Annotated in this window: 18 protein-coding genes; 11 read left to right on the forward strand and 7 right to left on the reverse strand. The window is 40.1% G+C overall.

Annotated elements, in window-relative coordinates:
• The first annotated feature begins 83 nt into the window (after positions 1-83).
• The 4 genes from HGJ98_RS10890 to HGJ98_RS10905 all read left to right on the forward strand — a co-directional run bounded on the left by HGJ98_RS10890 (position 84) and on the right by HGJ98_RS10905 (position 7,248).
• Complete coding sequence (locus tag HGJ98_RS10890) at positions 84-371, forward strand: hypothetical protein (RefSeq protein WP_291351282.1); 288 nt, start codon at positions 84-86, stop codon at positions 369-371.
• 260 nt (positions 372-631) lie between these two features.
• Positions 632-1,735: a phospholipase D-like domain-containing protein gene (locus HGJ98_RS10895; RefSeq protein WP_291351284.1), complete on the forward strand. Its 1,104-nt coding sequence runs from the start codon at positions 632-634 to the stop codon at positions 1,733-1,735.
• On the forward strand, positions 1,728-5,036 hold the full coding sequence (locus HGJ98_RS10900) for a hypothetical protein (RefSeq protein ID WP_291351285.1): 3,309 nt from the start codon (positions 1,728-1,730) through the stop codon (positions 5,034-5,036). Before HGJ98_RS10895 ends, HGJ98_RS10900 begins: the two co-directional genes overlap by 8 nt.
• Before the next feature lies 1 nt (position 5,037).
• Entirely contained in the window at positions 5,038-7,248 is a 2,211-nt protein-coding gene (locus tag HGJ98_RS10905) for an ATP-dependent helicase (protein WP_291351287.1), read from the forward strand.
• A gap of 462 nt (positions 7,249-7,710) precedes the next feature.
• Here the strand turns inward: HGJ98_RS10905 and HGJ98_RS10910 are convergent, their stop codons facing one another.
• Positions 7,711-8,481, reverse strand: coding sequence for a hypothetical protein (locus HGJ98_RS10910; protein ID WP_291351289.1), 771 nt, complete (start codon positions 8,479-8,481; stop codon positions 7,711-7,713).
• 147 nt (positions 8,482-8,628) lie between these two features.
• On the opposite strand from HGJ98_RS10910, the gene HGJ98_RS10915 reads away from it, so the two are divergent.
• Complete coding sequence (locus HGJ98_RS10915) at positions 8,629-8,949, forward strand: Ada metal-binding domain-containing protein (protein WP_291351441.1); 321 nt, start codon at positions 8,629-8,631, stop codon at positions 8,947-8,949.
• Here HGJ98_RS10915 and HGJ98_RS10920 read toward each other — a convergent pair.
• Both HGJ98_RS10920 and HGJ98_RS10925 read right to left on the reverse strand, forming a co-directional pair.
• On the reverse strand, positions 8,907-9,305 hold the full coding sequence (locus HGJ98_RS10920) for a hypothetical protein (RefSeq protein ID WP_291351291.1): 399 nt from the start codon (positions 9,303-9,305) through the stop codon (positions 8,907-8,909). The two genes, HGJ98_RS10915 and HGJ98_RS10920, sit on opposite strands and share 43 nt — an antisense overlap.
• A 42-nt stretch (positions 9,306-9,347) precedes the next feature.
• Complete coding sequence (locus tag HGJ98_RS10925) at positions 9,348-10,016, reverse strand: metallophosphoesterase family protein (RefSeq protein WP_291351293.1); 669 nt, start codon at positions 10,014-10,016, stop codon at positions 9,348-9,350.
• Positions 10,017-10,117: 101 nt separating this feature from the next.
• Here HGJ98_RS10925 and HGJ98_RS10930 point away from each other — a divergent pair, with 101 nt between their 5' ends.
• From HGJ98_RS10930 to HGJ98_RS10955, 6 genes are all read left to right on the forward strand, one after another.
• Complete coding sequence (locus tag HGJ98_RS10930; RefSeq protein WP_291351295.1) at positions 10,118-11,158, forward strand: hypothetical protein; 1,041 nt, start codon at positions 10,118-10,120, stop codon at positions 11,156-11,158.
• A gap of 311 nt (positions 11,159-11,469) precedes the next feature.
• Entirely contained in the window at positions 11,470-12,063 is a 594-nt protein-coding gene (locus tag HGJ98_RS10935; RefSeq protein ID WP_291351297.1) for a hypothetical protein, read from the forward strand.
• Between the two features lie 462 nt (positions 12,064-12,525).
• Entirely contained in the window at positions 12,526-12,759 is a 234-nt protein-coding gene (locus HGJ98_RS10940) for a hypothetical protein (protein WP_291351299.1), read from the forward strand.
• A gap of 318 nt (positions 12,760-13,077) precedes the next feature.
• Entirely contained in the window at positions 13,078-14,103 is a 1,026-nt protein-coding gene (locus HGJ98_RS10945) for a macro domain-containing protein (RefSeq protein WP_291351301.1), read from the forward strand.
• Between the two features lie 78 nt (positions 14,104-14,181).
• Complete coding sequence (locus HGJ98_RS10950) at positions 14,182-14,844, forward strand: vWA domain-containing protein (protein ID WP_291351303.1); 663 nt, start codon at positions 14,182-14,184, stop codon at positions 14,842-14,844.
• A gap of 488 nt (positions 14,845-15,332) precedes the next feature.
• Complete coding sequence (locus tag HGJ98_RS10955) at positions 15,333-15,662, forward strand: DUF5658 family protein (RefSeq protein ID WP_291351305.1); 330 nt, start codon at positions 15,333-15,335, stop codon at positions 15,660-15,662.
• A gap of 407 nt (positions 15,663-16,069) precedes the next feature.
• On the opposite strand, the gene HGJ98_RS10960 is transcribed toward HGJ98_RS10955, so the two are convergent.
• The 4 genes from HGJ98_RS10960 to HGJ98_RS10975 form a co-directional block, all read right to left on the reverse strand.
• Positions 16,070-16,918 (reverse strand): RNA ligase family protein, encoded by an 849-nt coding sequence (locus HGJ98_RS10960; protein ID WP_291351306.1) that lies wholly within the window; start codon positions 16,916-16,918, stop codon positions 16,070-16,072.
• A gap of 123 nt (positions 16,919-17,041) precedes the next feature.
• Positions 17,042-17,437 (reverse strand): helix-turn-helix domain-containing protein, encoded by a 396-nt coding sequence (locus HGJ98_RS10965; protein WP_367142721.1) that lies wholly within the window; start codon positions 17,435-17,437, stop codon positions 17,042-17,044.
• Positions 17,438-17,539: 102 nt separating this feature from the next.
• A complete protein-coding gene (locus HGJ98_RS10970; RefSeq protein ID WP_291351307.1) occupies positions 17,540-17,815 on the reverse strand; it encodes a hypothetical protein in 276 nt (91 codons plus the stop codon).
• A gap of 9 nt (positions 17,816-17,824) precedes the next feature.
• The gene (locus HGJ98_RS10975) at positions 17,825-18,352 is read right to left on the reverse strand and encodes an ImmA/IrrE family metallo-endopeptidase (protein WP_291351309.1); all 528 of its coding nucleotides are present in this window, start codon (positions 18,350-18,352) and stop codon (positions 17,825-17,827) included.
• Positions 18,353-18,387 lie beyond the last annotated feature (35 nt).

Below are 18,387 nucleotides of genomic sequence, written 5' to 3' on the forward strand. Positions count from 1 at the left end.
AACATGATTCCCATGACGACACATAATATTTTACGAGGCAATAATTATATACATTGACATATTTCAGGGGTGGACAAAGATGGATGGCGAAGTTGGCTTGTGATAGATTGAAAAGTGGCTCTGATTACAAATCATTAGCAACTCTACATCTAGGCGTCTTTCTCCTTAAACATAACATTATGGCCATGATTCTCGTAAACTTATGGGATGAAGAGGTTAGTTGGAGCAATAATGAGGATCATTATGAGATTGGCGTCGGAAGTACTAATGACGGAGACTTTAGTTTACAAGAAATCGATTTTAGTAGCCTTGATGATCAAATTATGAATGATCCTCTTAAAATGTTGGAATACATTAAGGGGCTAGATTAAACGGAAGATATTGCTGGGATTCTTGTTCGCCAACCGACCGATAGCAAATCAAGTATAGACGAAAGAAGGACAGGCAATACCAGCAACTTTCGGACTTTATAATTAATTTGGAGAAGCTTTCACCTAAAAAAGTGACAGCTTCTTTTCCTTTTATTAAAAGTTGTAGTATTAAAGAGGATTATACATAATGTAGAAGAATTATCAGTAATAACTAATCCTTTATAAATCTGGTTAAGAACAGGAAAGCGAAGTGATTGAGGATGAAGTTTATCACTGACATTAAGCAGGAACTAGAAGACCAACTGAAAGAAGTTCAGCATAGTCTGATCATTATTACGGGGTTTGTCACAGTTGAAGGGTTTCAATTTATAGAGGAGCAGGTGGCGACAAAGAGACTAAAGAAGAAAATTCTATTTAAACTCGAACTTCAAGACTTTCAACGAGGGGCAAGCTCCTTTGATTTCAGATACGCTTTCGATCGAGGCTGGGATGTATATTATGATAACACTATTCATGCCAAAAACTATATTTTTGATAACCACTTGGCTATCCAAGGTAGTTCAAACCTTACCTCAAATGGACTGGGGTTGCATCATGAGCGCAATGACGACAATAATGTGCTTTGGTATCTAAATAATGAGTTTAGAATGTGGGTGGAGCAGAAGCTTAAATTGGCCATTAAGTTTGATCCGGCAAAGGCCGAAACGAGTCAGAACAATCTAAGGAGATTAGCTGATGACACCCAGGAAGAACTGCAGAAGAAACAAGAACAAATTGACCGAAAGCTTGCCCAGCACCGTCTGATTAATTCCTCAGACATCCATGAGAGCAAACAGCACCTTATTGAGAGCATACGGCGAAATAATTCTATTCTTAAGCTCCTCCAAGATAATCTTGGGCAGCTGACTGAGGAAATAAGTCCAACCGATCTAAATACCATGTATAAATATAAGGATAATCAGAACTGGTACAAACAGCACTACATTATATCTTTAGACCAAGAGGTAAAAGACCAAGTTTTTGACTATAAAAATCAGTACTATTTGTACACTCCAAGAATCTATCAGTATAAAGGACGATTTTATAGAGAAAGGCTGTATGGTAATTACTCTTTAGTGGACAGTTCCTCAGTTCTATCTAAAATTCTTCAGTCCCTAGAGCATCTTGCTGTCCTTGGGTTAGAAGCAGATCTGACCAGTGCTAAAATAATCAAGGAGGGAAGAAGCTTGAAGTTGCGGTTCCAGTTTTTTTGGCCCTTAACCACCCCAAACATCAAAGCTGTCTACCAGAGGGAGCTTGCTAAATTATTCCCCACGCAACAGCTCATACTAGATAATTTGCAGATGGAGGGAGTCCATGAGTGATTTGCTATTTTTCATAGCCAGCGACGATATAGAGCATCAGGAAGTAATAACTACTATTGCCCAGCAGCTGGACAGCGCCAAAAAACCTCTATATTTAACAGCTACCTCAAACATTAATCAGATTAGAAAAGAAAATCAGGCTTTAGCTGACTACCTGTTTCCCTACGTCAACGAAAGTGCGGATACCAGCCATAGAAATAATAACAATTTAAACGCTAATCTATTTACCTTTAGCCAGTTTGAAACGTTCATATCGACCCAGGTGCATCGTCAGGAAAAATATTTATCCCTTGCTGACCAAAAGCATTTACTAGCTCACATTATTAAAAATGATATATTTTTAGAGGAGCATTTTTTAACTAGGAGCTTTTATGAACTGAGGCAGGAGCTCTTTGAGCTATATAAGTTCTTGCAGTTTTATGAGGTGCAAGATCTATCTCCAGAAGTCCTTGCACAAATTGAACAAAATTACTCGCCAGTTGAGGGTAGCATTTTCACACTGTATAACACCTATAATAGAGTGCTGAAAAAAATAATCCTTGGCATACGCACTGATACCCTTAGGGAACAAGGCTTGTCCCAGGAAATACTGCAACTGCTAGAAGGTATCCAGGGGTCAGCTGATAGCTTTGATACCTACCACAACAAAATAAAAGATCATATTCACCAGGCAATTAGAGCTGCCGACAAGATTTTCATCGACGGCTTCCTCTTCTTTAACGACCTTCAAAAGTTTGTTATCACTACGGCAGTGCAGGAACAGAAACCGGTATGTTTCATAGCTAAATTTAGCTCAAGTGATAGAGTCAGCAGCTTTTTGTATAATGATAATTACGGTCAATTGGCAAAGGATTTAGGTCATAAATTGCAGGTTATCGTGTCCGAAGATGGGGAGTACAGCTCGCGGACCGCTTTAGAGCACAGCAAAATGAAATACCCTGAGTTAGATTTGCGGGTGCCAAGAGAGATCACGGAAAAGATTAGGGATGGATCTATCAATATCTATAAGCCTCTGTTCAATCGAGATGATGAATTACGCTTTATTGCCACTGAGATTAGCATGCTTGCTCGGCAGAAACTTACGGAGGGAATAGAAGCTGTTGAAAAGCTGATAAAGAACCAGGTTTGTATTGTCCTAGCAGTGGAAAAAGAAAAATACGAAGATAGGTTGAGTCAAATCTTCCAGGAGGTTGGTGTCTTTATTAAAAAGGAGCAGCTTGATTTATCTGCAATGCAGCTTAGTAATGCAGTGGATGATTCCCAGTTGCCTCAGTTACTGTTCTCCAAGAAGGATTTTCTGACTGCTCCCATAGAGTACACAGATGGAACCCCTATTACCTACGAAGATAAATTGATTCTCTTTACCCAAGTCTACAACCACATAGCAATCGAGAAAAAGGACCGACCCATAGCTAGCTATCCCATAGGCCAATTTGTTCTGCACCTGTATCAAATAATCAATAAGGGAATGTCAGTTGAGGGCTTTAAGATTATTCTATATTCAAACTGGCATTATGTTATTAAGAACCATCGAGATGAATTAGCCAAATGGGATCAGTACATCAGTGATTTTAAGAGCATCCAAATGTACTTGGAACAAAAGCAATCTCTAGAGGAGTGGCAACAGGAAATGCAACGCATTGTTGCTCTCAAAGAAGAAATGCGAGGGCAGGAGTCCTTGCGTTGGCATCCTTTCCAGCAAATTAAGCAAGAGAGCCTAAAGTTTTTAATTGGTATATTAGATATTTTAGAAAGCATGATTAACACCATTAATAGCATTGAAGGTAACGTGGCTAAGCACATCGAGACCTTGAGAACTAAAATCATCAATGTAGAAACAATCATAGGTTTAGGAGCGGACAAATGGGATTTTGAACAAAAAATTATTACTCGGCTAAATACCGCTGTAAAAGATATTGGCAATAGCTCCCTTGTCAACATGGATGCTAATATCTTTGCTGAAAATATAAGAGCAATGCTCACGGACTGGGAGAATCAGCATGATCCCGAAATAGATGGTTTAACTGTTCATGTGGTCAACCTGGAAAACATGAAGAAGTATAAGCACACTTTCTTTTGCATGCTTGAAGCTAATAAGTACCCTAGAAGGTATGATTATCAGTTCCCCTATACCAAAGAAGTGCTAGAAATTCTTGAATCAACTCAATATGGCATTTGCAAAAAGCCGGCTAATATTCACGGGCTGGAATATCATTTAAAGCTAGAGCAGTATCTATTTAAGAATGTCTTGGAATTTACCACGGAGGTGTTTAATACAACCTATACTGAGAAGGAGAACAAACAAGACATTAAGCCTTCGATATACTTAGAAGATATTTGCACCATGTTCGATGTGGATTTAAATGATGAGATTATGTTAGATCACAATTTTAGCATGCAGAACTCTGGAGCGTTTGAAGACCCTTCTTTTGCCCCCTTATCGATAAAAGAAAATAACTTTAGCATCACAGAACTAGGTACTTTCTTATTATGCCCTAAACTCTATTACCAATTAAAGCACAATAATCAACAAGAAGAGCTTGCTTACAGCAACAAGTTTCAATTAAAGTTTTATGCAGAAGCAGTACTTTACAGTGGTTTAATAGAAAGGTTCACCTCCTATAGCCAAATTAGTGAAAAAGTTTATTCAGTCCATGATGATGAATGCTATCATCTGCTGGGAACATTTGCTTCCTTAACTGGGGATGAAGTGTTTAGATATTTTAGCTTTCTCTCAGAGTATGAGAAAAAGGATATTCTTTATAAGGTAACGAATAAGGCAGAGGGTTTTCTCAAATATGCTATTAGCAGCCTTGGAAAGCCAAATTTTATTATAATGAAGTCGCCTGTTAATGAACCGAATAATAGGCAATACAATTTCCAGTTTGACAATGCCATCGTGATCCAAGATGCGGCTAGCTATGGAAAAAAAAGTTTTCTTTATGAGAAGTATTTAGATTTTCTAACCTTAAAGACTATTTTCAAAGATAATACCAATGGCAGAGGTGAACAACGCACTAATCAACAGCTGATAGATGAGTTGGATAACCCGACAGATGATACTGATCGAGTTAATTTAGCCATCAGATTAGTAGATAACATTAATACATTCTTTACCAGGGCAAGTCCCCCCCACCGAAGAGGGCAGGAAACTGCTCATGACATTGCAGACCGCATTAATCAGACCGACTTTTTTCAGGAGACCATGAAAAGCAGCAAGTATTGTACTTATTGTGTTATCAGTGATGTCTGCAAAGGGAATTATTATCAGACTGGAGAGGAAGAACATGGACTACTCTAAAATGAAGAATACGCTTAAAAAAGCTACCCCTACTTCTACCCAACAAACTATTATCGCCAGTGGCTTGTACCCTGGCTACCTGAAAGCAGGCGCGGGCACTGGTAAGACTAAAGTGCTGATTGATAAGATTCTCCGTATTTTAGAGGATGATCCTGATGCAGGGCTTGATAATTTCGCCATAATAACCTTCACCAACAAAGCCACTGAGGAAATGAAAGAGCGTTTAATGCACCGCATTTATTTTGAATGGCTCAAGCACCATAAAGATACCATAGCCACAAAGACTAAGACCCCACCCTTTATGCGCAAGCAAGTAGAAATCAGCAATATGCTGGATATTTCTACAATCCACAGCTTTTGCGAAAAGCTCCTACGCCAATACGGCCTCCAAATGGGTCTGCCGTTAAACTTTAAGATAAAGTCTGTGCGGAAAGAGACTAATGACATTATCAACAGAGTTATTGATAGACATCATAATAACTCGGTCTTTGCCCGTATCCCCCAGCATAAACTAGCAAAGCTGATAGATATGCTGCTAAAAAATAACAAGAGCATAGGTATAGATATTGATGAAGACTTTCTTCGCCAGACCCACTTTAATACTCCTGACAATGAGTATTGGAACCAGTTTAAGCAGCTGTTTTTGCAGATCTACTTAGAAGTAGACCGGGAAATTGAGGACTATAAAATATCAGAGAACATCCTCACTATCAACGATCTAATCAAGAAAGCGGCCCGGTTGCTAGAAATAGGGTATGTACAAGATAAAGTAGCCCAAAAGTATAAATATGTGTTTATTGATGAGTTTCAGGATACTAATCAAGATCAGTTCAAGCTGGTCAGGCATTTATTAACCAAAGGGGTAAAAATATTTCTAGTAGGCGATGATAAGCAATCCATCTATGCCTTTAGAGGCTCAGATGTGCAAAATTCTTTAGAAATGGCTAAGATTATTGATGAAATTATGGCTCAAGCTGGTGAAGAGCATATTTCGGATCAAAGCGTTATGAATGAAAACTTTCGCACCGATTATCAGCTGCTTGAAATAATCAATGAGATATTTCAACAGAAATTCACCCATAACAACCATGAGTTACGATTTCCTCAGATGCGCCTAGAGAAAATTGAGGAGCATAAAAATAGGAAGCAACTAATAGCTAAGCCTTTACGCATTGTATTTGAAACTCCTCTAGAGACTATTATTCATAGCATCATTCAGGACCCAACTGTTCAAATCCCCTCTGACAGTGGTTCTGGTTCTCGTCCCGCAAATTACGGCGATATCTGTGTTCTGTTCCGCAGCAACTTTGACTTGGATAGTGCTGCATCAGCCCTAAGAGCCAGCAATATTCCGATAGAAGTGGTAGGTGGCAAGAGCTTTTATAAGGCGCAAGAGATTATTGACACCTTCAAGTTGTTCAATAGCATGATTCATTCCAGCCCTGTCTATCAAACGGAGCTCAAATTTACGGATTACTACAAAGCACTCCTAACTAATGAAGGTGGTATTGGGATTGATAAGTTCTTATCCGATCTAAAAGTGGTGTTTAAGCGAGAGAGCATAGAGGGGATACTAAACTACATCTATGATACCACCATGATTCAAGAGTATTATCGGCATAACCAAGAATACCAGAAGATTGCTAATTTGAACAAGCTAAAGGATAAGGCCAGGAATTTAATGACGGATGACGCCATGCAACCACTACAGTTCTTAGAGTATTTGCAGGTGATGATCTCATCAAACCAAGAGGAAGACGACGCTAGTATTCCTGAGCATGACCGAAGTCACGGATTAGTTTCCCTATATTCCATTCATAAGGCTAAGGGTCTAGATTTTCCTATTGTGATAATACCCCATCTCGATAAGCGGCTAAACCGAAAAACTATAGAACCAAATATTATTTTTCTGGTTAATGAGAGAGAATTAGCGATCAATCATAGCTTCATTGGAGACAGTGAGCTTAAGCCAGACCTTGACTTTGCTCGGCTACATGAGCATGAGGAGCTGGAGCTTCTAGAGGAAGAAATAAGAGTATTATATGTAGCTTTAACTAGGGCTAAGCATCTGATAGTCTTGTCCTGTGAAAAGAGCCAGGGACTGCTAGTTGGTATGAAAAACCGAGCGGAATATGCTTCTTGGGCCAAGTGGATTAATGGTATTAATAGGGGTAACTTTCTGCGGCAATATATACATATTATCAATTTGTAAACCTATTATACCAATTTAATAAGCTCTGGCTTTTTGGCTCGTAATCCGCATTTCTTGATGAAAGACACTTGAAGCGACTATATTCGAATTGGTATAGATTATTATTTTATTCTTGTAGACCTCGTCCCGATAATTGACATATTACTTATTATTTCGTTGGATTTTTACTGGTAATCAAACAAACGGTATGCCTCATTTTCAAAGTCATTAAGGCACAGTACCGATCAGTATTGATTGGAAGATGAGGGAGCCTACACCTGGGTAAGTTATGAAGAAGACTGCGGAGGTTTCATAGAATTGATGCAGTTGTAAAAAGTTCTTCATGCTAAGATGTCAGCAGATTCGTACGAGATCTAGACTAATGTAGACGAAAGTTTTCTAGTTGGAGGCTGTTAAAGGTCTTCAAATCAAAATGTGACTAGCAGATGCTAGTCACAAATTTTCAGTAAGGATAATAGAAAATTAAATCTCTATTTTAGCTAACCATTGCTTCGTTTCTGTTGAGAGGGTTTCAATGATTTCTTTACCTTCAATATCCGGGATTATTTTGAATACTGCAAGATAATAACCAGCATTGATAAATTCCATAAAATCCTTTCTTAAGGTTTCGGTTGTCGAATTTGGTTGAGTACAGCCTGGGCTATAAGTAATTTCAATGGATTGTGGATCAATTTTTGGTCGGTAAAACCTCAAGTAGTCCCTGGCGACTAACTCATCAAAGATCTGTTCACAAACATGATGTTGAAAGTATTCATCGGTACCTTTTTCCCACTCACAAAACAGTGTGTCATCAGGAAAGAAAAAACCCTTTGCATAATCAGGGAAGAAGACCTCATTATTGAAATAATCGAAGATCTTCTCATCCAGAGCACCTGCATCATAGAGACATTTAAGGGAGAAGTAATAAGACCAGTAAGATGCATTAGGCGTGATCTTGCTGATAATTTTAGGCTCGTAATAGCTAAGTACAATTAAGTCATCTCCCAGATTGAAGGGCTTCCCAATCTCTTCACTTGAATCTTCTAGACCGACTGTCTCCGAATTAAATTGAAAAGATCCATCAATTTCCCAATTCAAGGTATGTGCGGTTGTGCTGTCTTCTTTAGGTTTATTCCACCCATTTGCCCAATCGGAATACGTCCCTTCGGAACTTTGTTGAAATACGTAGTTGTCATCTGCAATAGTAGTCTCGATAAATACTGTCGCATTATTGATTAATAGTAGAGAGTTCAATTCTGTTGCCTCCTTATATTCGTATTCATGTGCTAATACCTTATTGGTTTAGTATAACAGGAAGCTGAGACATTATTATGTGTATCATTAAGACCGACCTTTCACGGCAGTACTATCCAATTACGACAGGAAGTAAAGGTGATTAAAGTGGCTGAGGATAGTTTTATTAAGACTTATAGCCTTTTAGATGCAAATGGTACCCCCTATAAAAGCGAACATAAAGGAACTATAGGAGGTCATCGTAAGTTAAAAATATATGGGCGCTTAGATTGTCCTTCAGCCCTATCCTATATAGCAAAGGGGCAGTATATTAAACATCGTGTTTTTTTCGCAGAAGAACAGACAGCCATTGCGGCGGGTTATCGTCCCTGCGCTAAATGTATGCCAAGCGAATATGTCAAATGGAAATTAGAGAGTTGCAAAAGTCAAGGAAACATCTCCAGGTATTGCGACTCACCCTTCAAATAGTAGGTCATCTGATACAGCGGGGCCAAACCGGTCTTGGTATACCATTCCTTTAGCCGTTGTGTGATTTTTATTCCGGGAATAGCCTCCTCGAGGACGGTCTTTTCTAACCTTGTCATTTTACAATAGTTAAATAACCTCAAATCAATATCAAAGATTAGCCGTTCAGAACCGGCAAGCTTCACTTTAGCAATTTGCCATTGACTAGAGTTCAGAAAATCCTCAAAGCAATGAATCCCGTGGGGATCGATTCGATCCCCGAAAATATTATGATCGATCTGCCAGTCCACATATATGCCGTAGAGATTATTGACCAACTCGTGTTTTTCCTCTAGTACCTGATTCACTTGATTCTTCATTATTTAATTCCTTCTTTCACAAATATTTAAAGATATTAATTTTTAAGCAGCTTCTTTTTTTCCGACCTGAATAATCGTTTTGATTTTTCCCTCTACAAGTTCGAGCGCACTTAATAAACCCTCATAGACACACCCGGTGTCGATCCCGATTCTGTTTCGATGAATATACGGCTTCCAGGCACCGTTAATCGTTCGAGTTGGCGTATGGCCAAAAATGACGGGTTTCTTTTCGCTGGCTGGATTCCGGTAGAATTCCCCTCGTAGCCAAAGCAGGTCCGATTCTTTCTGTTCATTTAAGCTAATGCCGTATCGAATTCCACCATGTACATAAATGAAGTACTCATCCTCGTAATAGAGGGGTAAACGTTGCAGAAAGTCTTTGTAGTTAGCAAGATCGTCGCCGTGTTTTTGGAGGTCTTTCAAGGTAGAATCACCACCGTTCCAGCTCCAGTTGCTTAAATAGGTCGGGGTGTTTAAGTAGTCGATTGCCATTTGTTCATGGTTTCCACGCAATAAGATAACGTGCTGATTTCCGAATTCTTTTTGTAGATGGATGATTTTTTGTAAGGTCAGATAACTATTTGGCCCCCGATCGATATAATCACCCAGCATTATCAGGCGATCGTTTCTTAAATCTGGCTTGATTACCTCGAGAAGTTTTTGGAACTGAGCAAAGCATCCATGGATATCACCGATGACATAAGTTTTCATAGTTCATTCTCCTTTCAAAGTGGGGGTGTCTTTATGTCCAAAGAATAACCCATTTTGACACTGGATTCGATGAAGCCTAGCTTCATATTTGAACTAAACGGATGGAACGATATAATGGTTCCAAGAAAGGTTTGGAGGTTCGATCAATCATGCCGGTATTTGCTGACACGAAAAAGCTCATCGACGAAATCAATGAGCTCCCTGGAAAAAATAAAAAGGCGCATTTAGCAGACGTTGATGCTTTAGGCACCTTCTTCAAAAATTACTATGGAGGAAAGGAGAGTCTTTCTAAACGATCGGATATTTTAGAGATTAAGATTCGGGATATTCTAGCAGACCCGGATGATTTCAATTACTGTGTTATTGCTGGTATTAGATCTTATCCCAATGATAAATATAAGTTAACCTGCCGCCTTGAACATTTTTTTAAGCACTTGAAAACACGTTTTGGCCTTCCCTATAGCAAAGATTTATTTAGCAATTTTAACTATCGGGACAAGAGTGAGAAACTATTAAAAATGCTCAAATATCTTCATTCCGGAGACAAGAGCAGAGCTCAAATCGCTGAGGATTTCGGAATTAGGGAGAGGTCTTTGGCGGATGACTTAAATATACTTATTGATGGTTTCGAGTTTATGGATAGCAGGATGCAGATCGCTGAACTGAAACGAAAAAAGAACTCCTACTCTTCATTGATCCATCCTATTTTTCTAGCGATGAATAGTAGTGAGATCTATGCTTTAACTGTGGGTTTAAAATTATTGAGCGAGGGCACTGTCTTTCAAGATTCTCTCAGCAGCATTGCGGATAAAGTTTACAAACAGCTGTCCGGGCACGCCAAGGATATGGTTGATCAGCATACGGATGAACAAAGGATAAGCTTCGAAGAAGAAGAACTCAAATTTATCAACACCGCTGAGTTATTTCAACGTAGAGACATCAATTTCACCTATTTTCTCAAAGAACCGGTACTATGTAAGGTAACTTATCTCGAAAACGGGAAGAGGTCTACCCTACAAGGTATCTTAAAATTAGCCGATGAAAAGGGGGAGCTAAAATTTGATCGGGTGATTGTGGAAACCGACGGCGCTAAGCAAGAGGTTGAAATTAACTATGTTATAAAAATTAACAAGGTAGTATAGATTGAAAGTTAGTCGTACTCGGCGAAACGTGCATGTGGAATGTCATTTCTGTCGTTCCGCGTAGGTCCCTCCCTCTAGAAATCCGGTGCAACCTTTCGCCTGATGGATGCACTGAGCTACAGTGAAAGCCATATAGAACGCCTCCGGTCTAATGCCTTGAACCATCTTCGGAGCCTTCTATACTGTTGATCCATAAATACTACACTTTTTCTTATAGTAAATATAAATACTGCAAAATACTATTTACAAAAAATACTAGACTTATTATAGTAAACCTAAGAAAGTCGATAGTATTTTATGGAGGTGTTCAGATGGCAAAGATTGAAATAAACATCGATGATGTAGCGTTACGTGACGCTGAGAAGATCCTGCATTCCCTCGGGATGAATACGGAGATTGCGGTTAGTATTTTTCTAAGAAGGGTCGCCTTAGAAAAGGGATTACCGCTGACGATGGCTGCTTCGACATCAAGCCAAGCAGAGACCGATCTTTCTGAGAACTCCGACGAGACGTATGATTATGAGTTCAATCAGGTAACACGCAGTAATAATAAGATTACACCTGATATGGTTGAAGAAGTCTGGCGCTCGTTCTTAAGGCACCTCGAGGGATCTGGCGAAATCAGTCAGTTAAGCACGGAAGTGTCTAAGAAAACTGGAATGAACCGTGGAAGTGCGTTTATCTATCTGAACATTCTCGCAAACCTTGTTAAGGGTGAACCCAACACCCGAACAATGAAAATGAACGACCTGGAGTATTATATGGAAAAAATCAAAAAGGAAATCGGAGAGGATAAGTACCAGGATGCTTTGAAATCGCTGAGATTGTCTGTCCCCTATTGGCAGGAGAAACTGTCAGGAAACTTTGGAGACAAGGTTGAGGTTTATTGCAGGAAGCATTCATAGAAAAACGAGGGAATTCTTAAATCGATAATTATAAAACGATAAGTACCAGGTACTTGTCGAATTTTAAAGATATTACACATTGACCTTTCGTTTAAGATACTTTATAGTTATCACAACAGATCCCACCACGCCTCTTCTTTAAGAAAGCGTACCACGGTGGGCCTTTTTTATAACTTAGGACTCATTATCTCAACTTGTTCCGACAGGGCAGCTTGGACATAAACGACTTAGATCTGCCCTACTTCATGGTGGCATATGGAGATCTGGTGTAAAAAATTAAAGGCAGCCACCTTTATGTAATTGAACACAGGACAGGCTTTTGAAGACGGTAAATTTGCGTTTTTTCTTTTGGAATTATATTTACATTAATTGAAGGAGTTTAGAAATTCATCAAGAATTTGATATGAGATTGGCGAATAATGGTACTCCGAGAAACAACCCAACGGTAAAGGAGTGTATTAGATGACGCAACCCGAAGCAATTATTGAGGCTTTTAAGGCTTTAGGTAGAACAAGAAGTATAGATGAAATTAAAAGTTGGGTCAGAGAGAAGTACGGGGACATATGGAAGGATTTCGGTACTCCTATGGCAGATATGGTTCCAATATCTCGTGGTGGAAATAGCTCATCAACTATTCGAGAAGAATTACGCGTTCTAGAAAGGGTTTCTCCCGGCGAATACCGCCTATTAACTTGATCGTGGTCCATTTGGGTTGAACGAGCGTTGTTCGAGTATTAAGAACTGAAAAACTATAAGCCGCTTTTTTGAGCGGCTTTGGTTATATTGGTCTATTATAATCATTTAGGATTATTCTCTGAAGGAAATGCCGCTGATGATGTTACCAAAATCAATAATTTTGTCTTTTGGTCGAGAGCACCTGGCGTCATAGCGGAGACAATAACCTTTCATGCTTGATGCGCGTGTTATGGTTGCCTCTGAGTTGAAAGAGTCACACTACTGGTAGTTAATGTTTGAAGTATGTCCAGTAATCCTTCGAAAGGGGAATTCGCACTTATGCCACTGGAAATAATCCGTAACGATATAACAAAAATATCCGTTGACGCAATTGTCAACGCTGCCAATACTGCCCTGAAAATGGGCGGTGGAGTATGTGGAGCTATTTTCTCTGCCGCCGGGGCTGAAAAACTGCAAGCTGAATGCGACAGCATCGGAGCGTGCCAGGTTGGCGAGGCAGTTATGACAAGTGGCTATAGCCTTCCTGCCAAGCATATTATCCATACGGTCGGACCAATTTGGCGGGGTGGCAGTTCAGGCGAAGCACAGCTGTTACATAATTGCTATACCAGCTCGCTGACACTGGCCTTTCAGCAGGGGTGCGAATCCATCGCCTTTCCTCTGATTTCTTCCGGGATCTATGGGTACCCGAAGGAGCAGGCCTTACAGATTGCCATTTCTGCAATCAGTGAATTCCTCTTAAACCATGAGATGAACGTTTATTTGGCTGTCTATGATAAGAAAGCCTTTAGGCTAAGTGCCAAGCTTTTTTCAGCCATAGAACGATACATTGATGATAACTACGTTGAAGAACACCAATATCCTTTAAGAAACAGAGTTATAGAATCTTATGAATACCAGCGACTTGAAGAATCACAGACAATTCTCCGGCCAAGGGCTTCTTACCCCGCCGCCCCAGCCCAGCCACAAAGGAAAAGGCGTTTAGAGGAAGTGCTAGAACAATTGGAGGAGTCATTTCCTCAAATGCTTTTGCGGCTCATTAAAGAAAAGGGCATGACCGAGGTCGAAACCTATAAGCGAGCCAATATCGACCGTAAGCTGTTTTCCAAAATCCGCAGCGGAAAAGGCTATAATCCCAGCAGGGTTACAGCCATAGCTTTTGCCATTGCTCTCCAGCTGAATATGGACGAAACCCATGATCTCCTGAGTAAAGCTGGATATACTTTGTCGCGCAGTAACAAGTTTGATCTCATCATTGAGTACTTCATCGAAGAAGGCAATTATAACATCTTCGAAATTAACGAAGCCTTGTTTGCTTTCGACCAAGTTCTGCTCGGAGGCTAATTGTCGTTTTGAAAGCGACCTATTAGCCTCTTTATTTTGGTATCCTTTAACCATCAAAGATGCAAAGGGGATAACAGAATGAAAACGAACATAACTGAATTGGTCTTTATCCTAGATAAAAGCGGTTCCATGTCAGGGTTGGAGAGCGACACCATCGGTGGCTTCAATGCGATGGTTAGTAAACAGCAGAAAGAGCCTGGTGAAGCCATAGTCACTACGGTGCTATTCGATGACAACTATGAACTTCTACATGATAGAATCAACATCAAGGGTATACGACCGATCACAGAGAAAGAATATTATGTTGGTGGTTGCACTGCTCTACTGGATGCTATCGGTAAGACCATACAAAAGATTAGCAATGTACAGCAGCATACCAGCAAGGACCAACGAGCGGATAAGGTGGTGTTGGTGATCACAACCGATGGTATGGAAAATGCCAGTCGTGAGTACACCGCTGCAACGATCAAGAAAATGATTGAACGGCAGAAAGAAAAATACGGCTGGGAGTTCATTTTTTTGGGAGCCAATATTGACGCCATAGCTACGGCTGCCAAGGTTGGGATCAGTGCTGACCGTGCTGCGAACTATCACGCGGATGGTGAGGGTACGAGGCTGAATTACGAAGCTGTCAACCATGTCGTCAGCGAAATTCGGGCCAACAGACAGATTGCTGATAACTGGAAAGCAGAGATTGATGCAGATTTTGAACGACGCAACAAAAATCGTCAAGAGAATTAAGCTAGATACTGCGAGTTTAAGTCAATCCAAAATTCGTTTAATTTATCGGGGTAATTATCTACATGTCTAATTGAATTTAATTAATAAGTTAAGTGAATTTCTGAGTGGATTGAGTTTGTAATAATCTACAAGATTCTTATAGAATATGGGCATGCTCAGAATGACGAAGAGTTTGTGAAATATAAGAAGGAGCAAAATGGAAGCGCACCGTTAGCTGTACCCTATGTTATTAATGGTAGCATTAAAAGAAGGTACGACTACATAATGAACTCGCCGAGTGTAGGTCAATTTTTTGTCCTAAATTCCACAAGGATTGAGCGTTTTGTAATTACTAACATAGTTTTTAACTTGGAGAGAAATATGTATGAAAAAGAAATCAAAGATCCGTAAGCCAAGAACACGGTCTCTCTTTAATACTGGCACACGCCCCCATAAATCAAAGAAAGACTACACGCGAAAAACCAAGCACAAGGAAAGCTCTTCTGAAGATGGAGCGTAGTAAGTTTAACTCAAGAGATAATGCAATCATCTTCGGATGTATGGCATTCATAATACTAAGTCTACTCGATGGTACATTGACACTTTGGGGGTTAGTACTAGGTGCCATCGAAGAAGTAAATCCGGTCATGGAATGGCTAATTGGAAAAAGTCCAATTGTATTTATGGCTGTCAAGTTGATGCTGCCTGTTATTCTAGGTTTTATATTTTGGAAGATACGGAATAGATCGCGCAAGTTTGTTACATATTCGTTGGGGGTTGTTCTGATTGCTTATGCAGCAGTGATGGTGCTTCATGTCCATTGGCTTGTAAATTCATAACCGCACTCTAGGGTCGAGACTTGACATGGGACCCCATGTCAGATGCTTCAATGGGTCGAGGGATGAGGCATATATGATGTCAGCATCTGAGGTAAGCCCCATCCCTTTGCGCTAGGGTAGCATCAACATCCCCATGTCAAGTCTCTTGCTCTGGGTCCAAGTCTTTGATGCACACTGTGGATCTATTTTTTGCAAACAATGGCGCTAAGACATCTCATCAGTGAATCTATCGAATAACATAGGCAGATTATTGGGGTTTTGAATGGAGAATGTGTATTAGATGAGCTAGAAACTAAGAGAATTAAAATAGTGACAGTTGTTATGTTTTATAAGTTGTGTAGTAAGGATGCTAAAGAAATTATAGGAAGGGCCCTAGCACTAATGCTGGGCCCTTTAGCTATGTCCACTTAACTCGCAAACTCAATAAATGAAGGCAACCTTAAATATCCAGACTTGGTCAATTCTCGATATTTTACCTTGCATTTTAGTGGTTCAGGAAAGACAACGAAATCATTTACTTCCTTACATGCTACCATTTTAGATAAACGGTAAACTGCCATTCGGGCTTCAGTAGGAACACCAAGCTCCATAATGCCAGCTGGTTTTCCGTTAGGGAACTGGAGTAGCCAACCAAACTCTGATTTTCTAAACCCAGTAATTCCTACCGTTGCATACTGATAGTTAATGACCTTCAACCAGTTTTGAGATCGTTTTCCAAGCTCATATTTGGAGTCTTTCTTTTTAAGGACAATTCCTTCAAGGTTTTGCTCTTTAACTAGATCGAACAGTGCTTTACCATTTCCCGCGATGGAGGGAACTTTCGTGATCAGCGGGAAGTCGTCGGGCAGTACTTCATTAAGAATTTCCTTTCGATCTAAAAGGGGTAGGTGGCTTATTTTTCTACCCTTATAATAGACCACATCAAACGCACAGAATGTTACTGGCTTGGTCCGAGATATACTAGATATTCGCTTTGGACTACTAACTTGAAACCGACTCATTAATTCCTCAAAATGGGGCTTACCATTTTCATCTGAAATAACGATTTCACCGTCGAGAATCGTACCCTTGGGTATCTGGGATGTAACAAGTTCGGGAAAGCGTTCAGTTACTTCGTTCTCATGTCGAGTATAAAAGTGTGATCCGTTCATAGTGGAATAGATAAAACGGACACCGTCTAATTTTAGCTCACTAAGCCAGTCATCATCATTAAAAGGGCTATCCACTTTGTGTAGAAGCATAGGACTAATAAACATAATTCCACCTCTAATGCAAGTCTAACATGGGAAAAGCTTACAGTCAGGTGGGAAGTATTGGGTATCTAAAAAGGCATTTAACCACGAGAGAAGGAATAACCTCATTGTTCTAACCTTTTAGCTTTACTTATTTTGTTTTACCTCATATGTGTTGAGCGCTTCCTTCTTAGCAGTAAGAAAAGCATTAGTTAGGGCTCGAAAGAATTTGTCTTTGGACTCCGCGTCTAGATCGCTACCTGAAAATAAGGCGGAAGCACGTACTAACAGTGCTTCTGCTTCTTTTTTGCCTCGACTTCTATAAGGCTTTTTAGCGGTCTGTAAAAACGCCTCTCTAGCAGCATCAGTAGAAGAAGATATCTGTTCCTGATTACTAACGAGAGCGTCCACTGTTATGCCAAAAACATTTGCCATTTTGGTAACAACATCGAGCTTAGGGATCCGGACATTAGCTTCGTAGTTATATAGAGCACGATCAGTCGTACCAATTATTTTTCGCCAGCTGAATCTTAGAAAGATTATGTCTCTCTCTTAATAATTTTAGGTTTTCACTAAACTGCATGTTGGCAAACACCCTTTCAAGCCTTAGTCACGTCAAGCGAACGTCAGCCTTTCGAAGAAGTATTAATTTGCATTGCGTCGTTCTGCAAACCACCGCCCGATGTTATTACCCCCGAGACTGGCATTACGCTCGAAAAAGAGATATCTGTCCCTGCCCTGGACACGGACAGTATAACGATCCCCCTGACCGCCAGCCTTCATAGCGGGTGCAGGGCGGACCTCCAATACCTGGTCAATGACATATTGACGCCCGTCTTCCCAAGTGAGAGACCTTGGCAATAGACTTCCGTCAGGGGCAAAAGCAACCACTACTTCCACATAAACTTTTATATCATCCATTTTCCACCACTATACTTTCTTAAGAAAATTGGAACTTGCTATCATCGGATGATCGATGATTTTGTATCCTTTCCGTTTCAGGACCCGGAATTTAAAGTCCAGCAGTTCCGCAGGTACATTCAGACGACACGCTGCTCCGAAAAATGAAAGGTCCTCATTTAGTAGGCTGAGTACTTCGTCATCCTCTAAAAGGTAATCCGCGGTAAAAATATTAGCCTCATACTCAAAGATAGACGTTTCATCAAAAAGGGCAAAATCATGAAAGGCCTTAATACCAGACGATTTACGATGCAGTACGGCGTGAGCGATTTCATGCATCAGTATGATGCGCTGCAGTTCTTCGGGCAGATCACTATTGATTACAATGGCCTGTTTTCTGGACTGATAAAAATAGAATCCCTTGCACGATTCGCAGTCTGTTCCCATGGACTTAAATATCAGGGAGATTTTCATGGCACGGCAGAGAGCATAGGGATCTTTCTCAGCATATTTTTTTCGGATACGCTTCACTTCTTTGGAAATAGTTTCAATAGACATACATCAACATCCTCGCTGATTCGTAGCATTATCCT

The sequence above is a fragment of the Desulfosporosinus sp. genome, from assembly GCF_014237355.1.
Taxonomy (GTDB): domain Bacteria; phylum Bacillota; class Desulfitobacteriia; order Desulfitobacteriales; family Desulfitobacteriaceae; genus Desulfosporosinus.

Coding starts and splice junctions, on each gene's coding strand:
- HGJ98_RS10890 (WP_291351282.1), top strand. CDS start 84: ATGGCGAAGTTGGCTTGTGATAGATTGAAAAGTGGCTCTGATTACAAA.
- HGJ98_RS10895 (WP_291351284.1), top strand. CDS start 632: ATGAAGTTTATCACTGACATTAAGCAGGAACTAGAAGACCAACTGAAA.
- HGJ98_RS10900 (WP_291351285.1), top strand. CDS start 1,728: ATGAGTGATTTGCTATTTTTCATAGCCAGCGACGATATAGAGCATCAG.
- HGJ98_RS10905 (WP_291351287.1), top strand. CDS start 5,038: ATGAAGAATACGCTTAAAAAAGCTACCCCTACTTCTACCCAACAAACT.
- HGJ98_RS10920 (WP_291351291.1), bottom strand. CDS start 9,305: ATGAAGAATCAAGTGAATCAGGTACTAGAGGAAAAACACGAGTTGGTC.
- HGJ98_RS10925 (WP_291351293.1), bottom strand. CDS start 10,016: ATGAAAACTTATGTCATCGGTGATATCCATGGATGCTTTGCTCAGTTC.
- HGJ98_RS10930 (WP_291351295.1), top strand. CDS start 10,118: ATGGAACGATATAATGGTTCCAAGAAAGGTTTGGAGGTTCGATCAATC.
- HGJ98_RS10935 (WP_291351297.1), top strand. CDS start 11,470: ATGGCAAAGATTGAAATAAACATCGATGATGTAGCGTTACGTGACGCT.
- HGJ98_RS10940 (WP_291351299.1), top strand. CDS start 12,526: ATGACGCAACCCGAAGCAATTATTGAGGCTTTTAAGGCTTTAGGTAGA.
- HGJ98_RS10945 (WP_291351301.1), top strand. CDS start 13,078: ATGCCACTGGAAATAATCCGTAACGATATAACAAAAATATCCGTTGAC.
- HGJ98_RS10950 (WP_291351303.1), top strand. CDS start 14,182: ATGAAAACGAACATAACTGAATTGGTCTTTATCCTAGATAAAAGCGGT.
- HGJ98_RS10955 (WP_291351305.1), top strand. CDS start 15,333: ATGGAGCGTAGTAAGTTTAACTCAAGAGATAATGCAATCATCTTCGGA.
- HGJ98_RS10960 (WP_291351306.1), bottom strand. CDS start 16,918: ATGTTTATTAGTCCTATGCTTCTACACAAAGTGGATAGCCCTTTTAAT.
- HGJ98_RS10970 (WP_291351307.1), bottom strand. CDS start 17,815: ATGGATGATATAAAAGTTTATGTGGAAGTAGTGGTTGCTTTTGCCCCT.
- HGJ98_RS10975 (WP_291351309.1), bottom strand. CDS start 18,352: ATGTCTATTGAAACTATTTCCAAAGAAGTGAAGCGTATCCGAAAAAAA.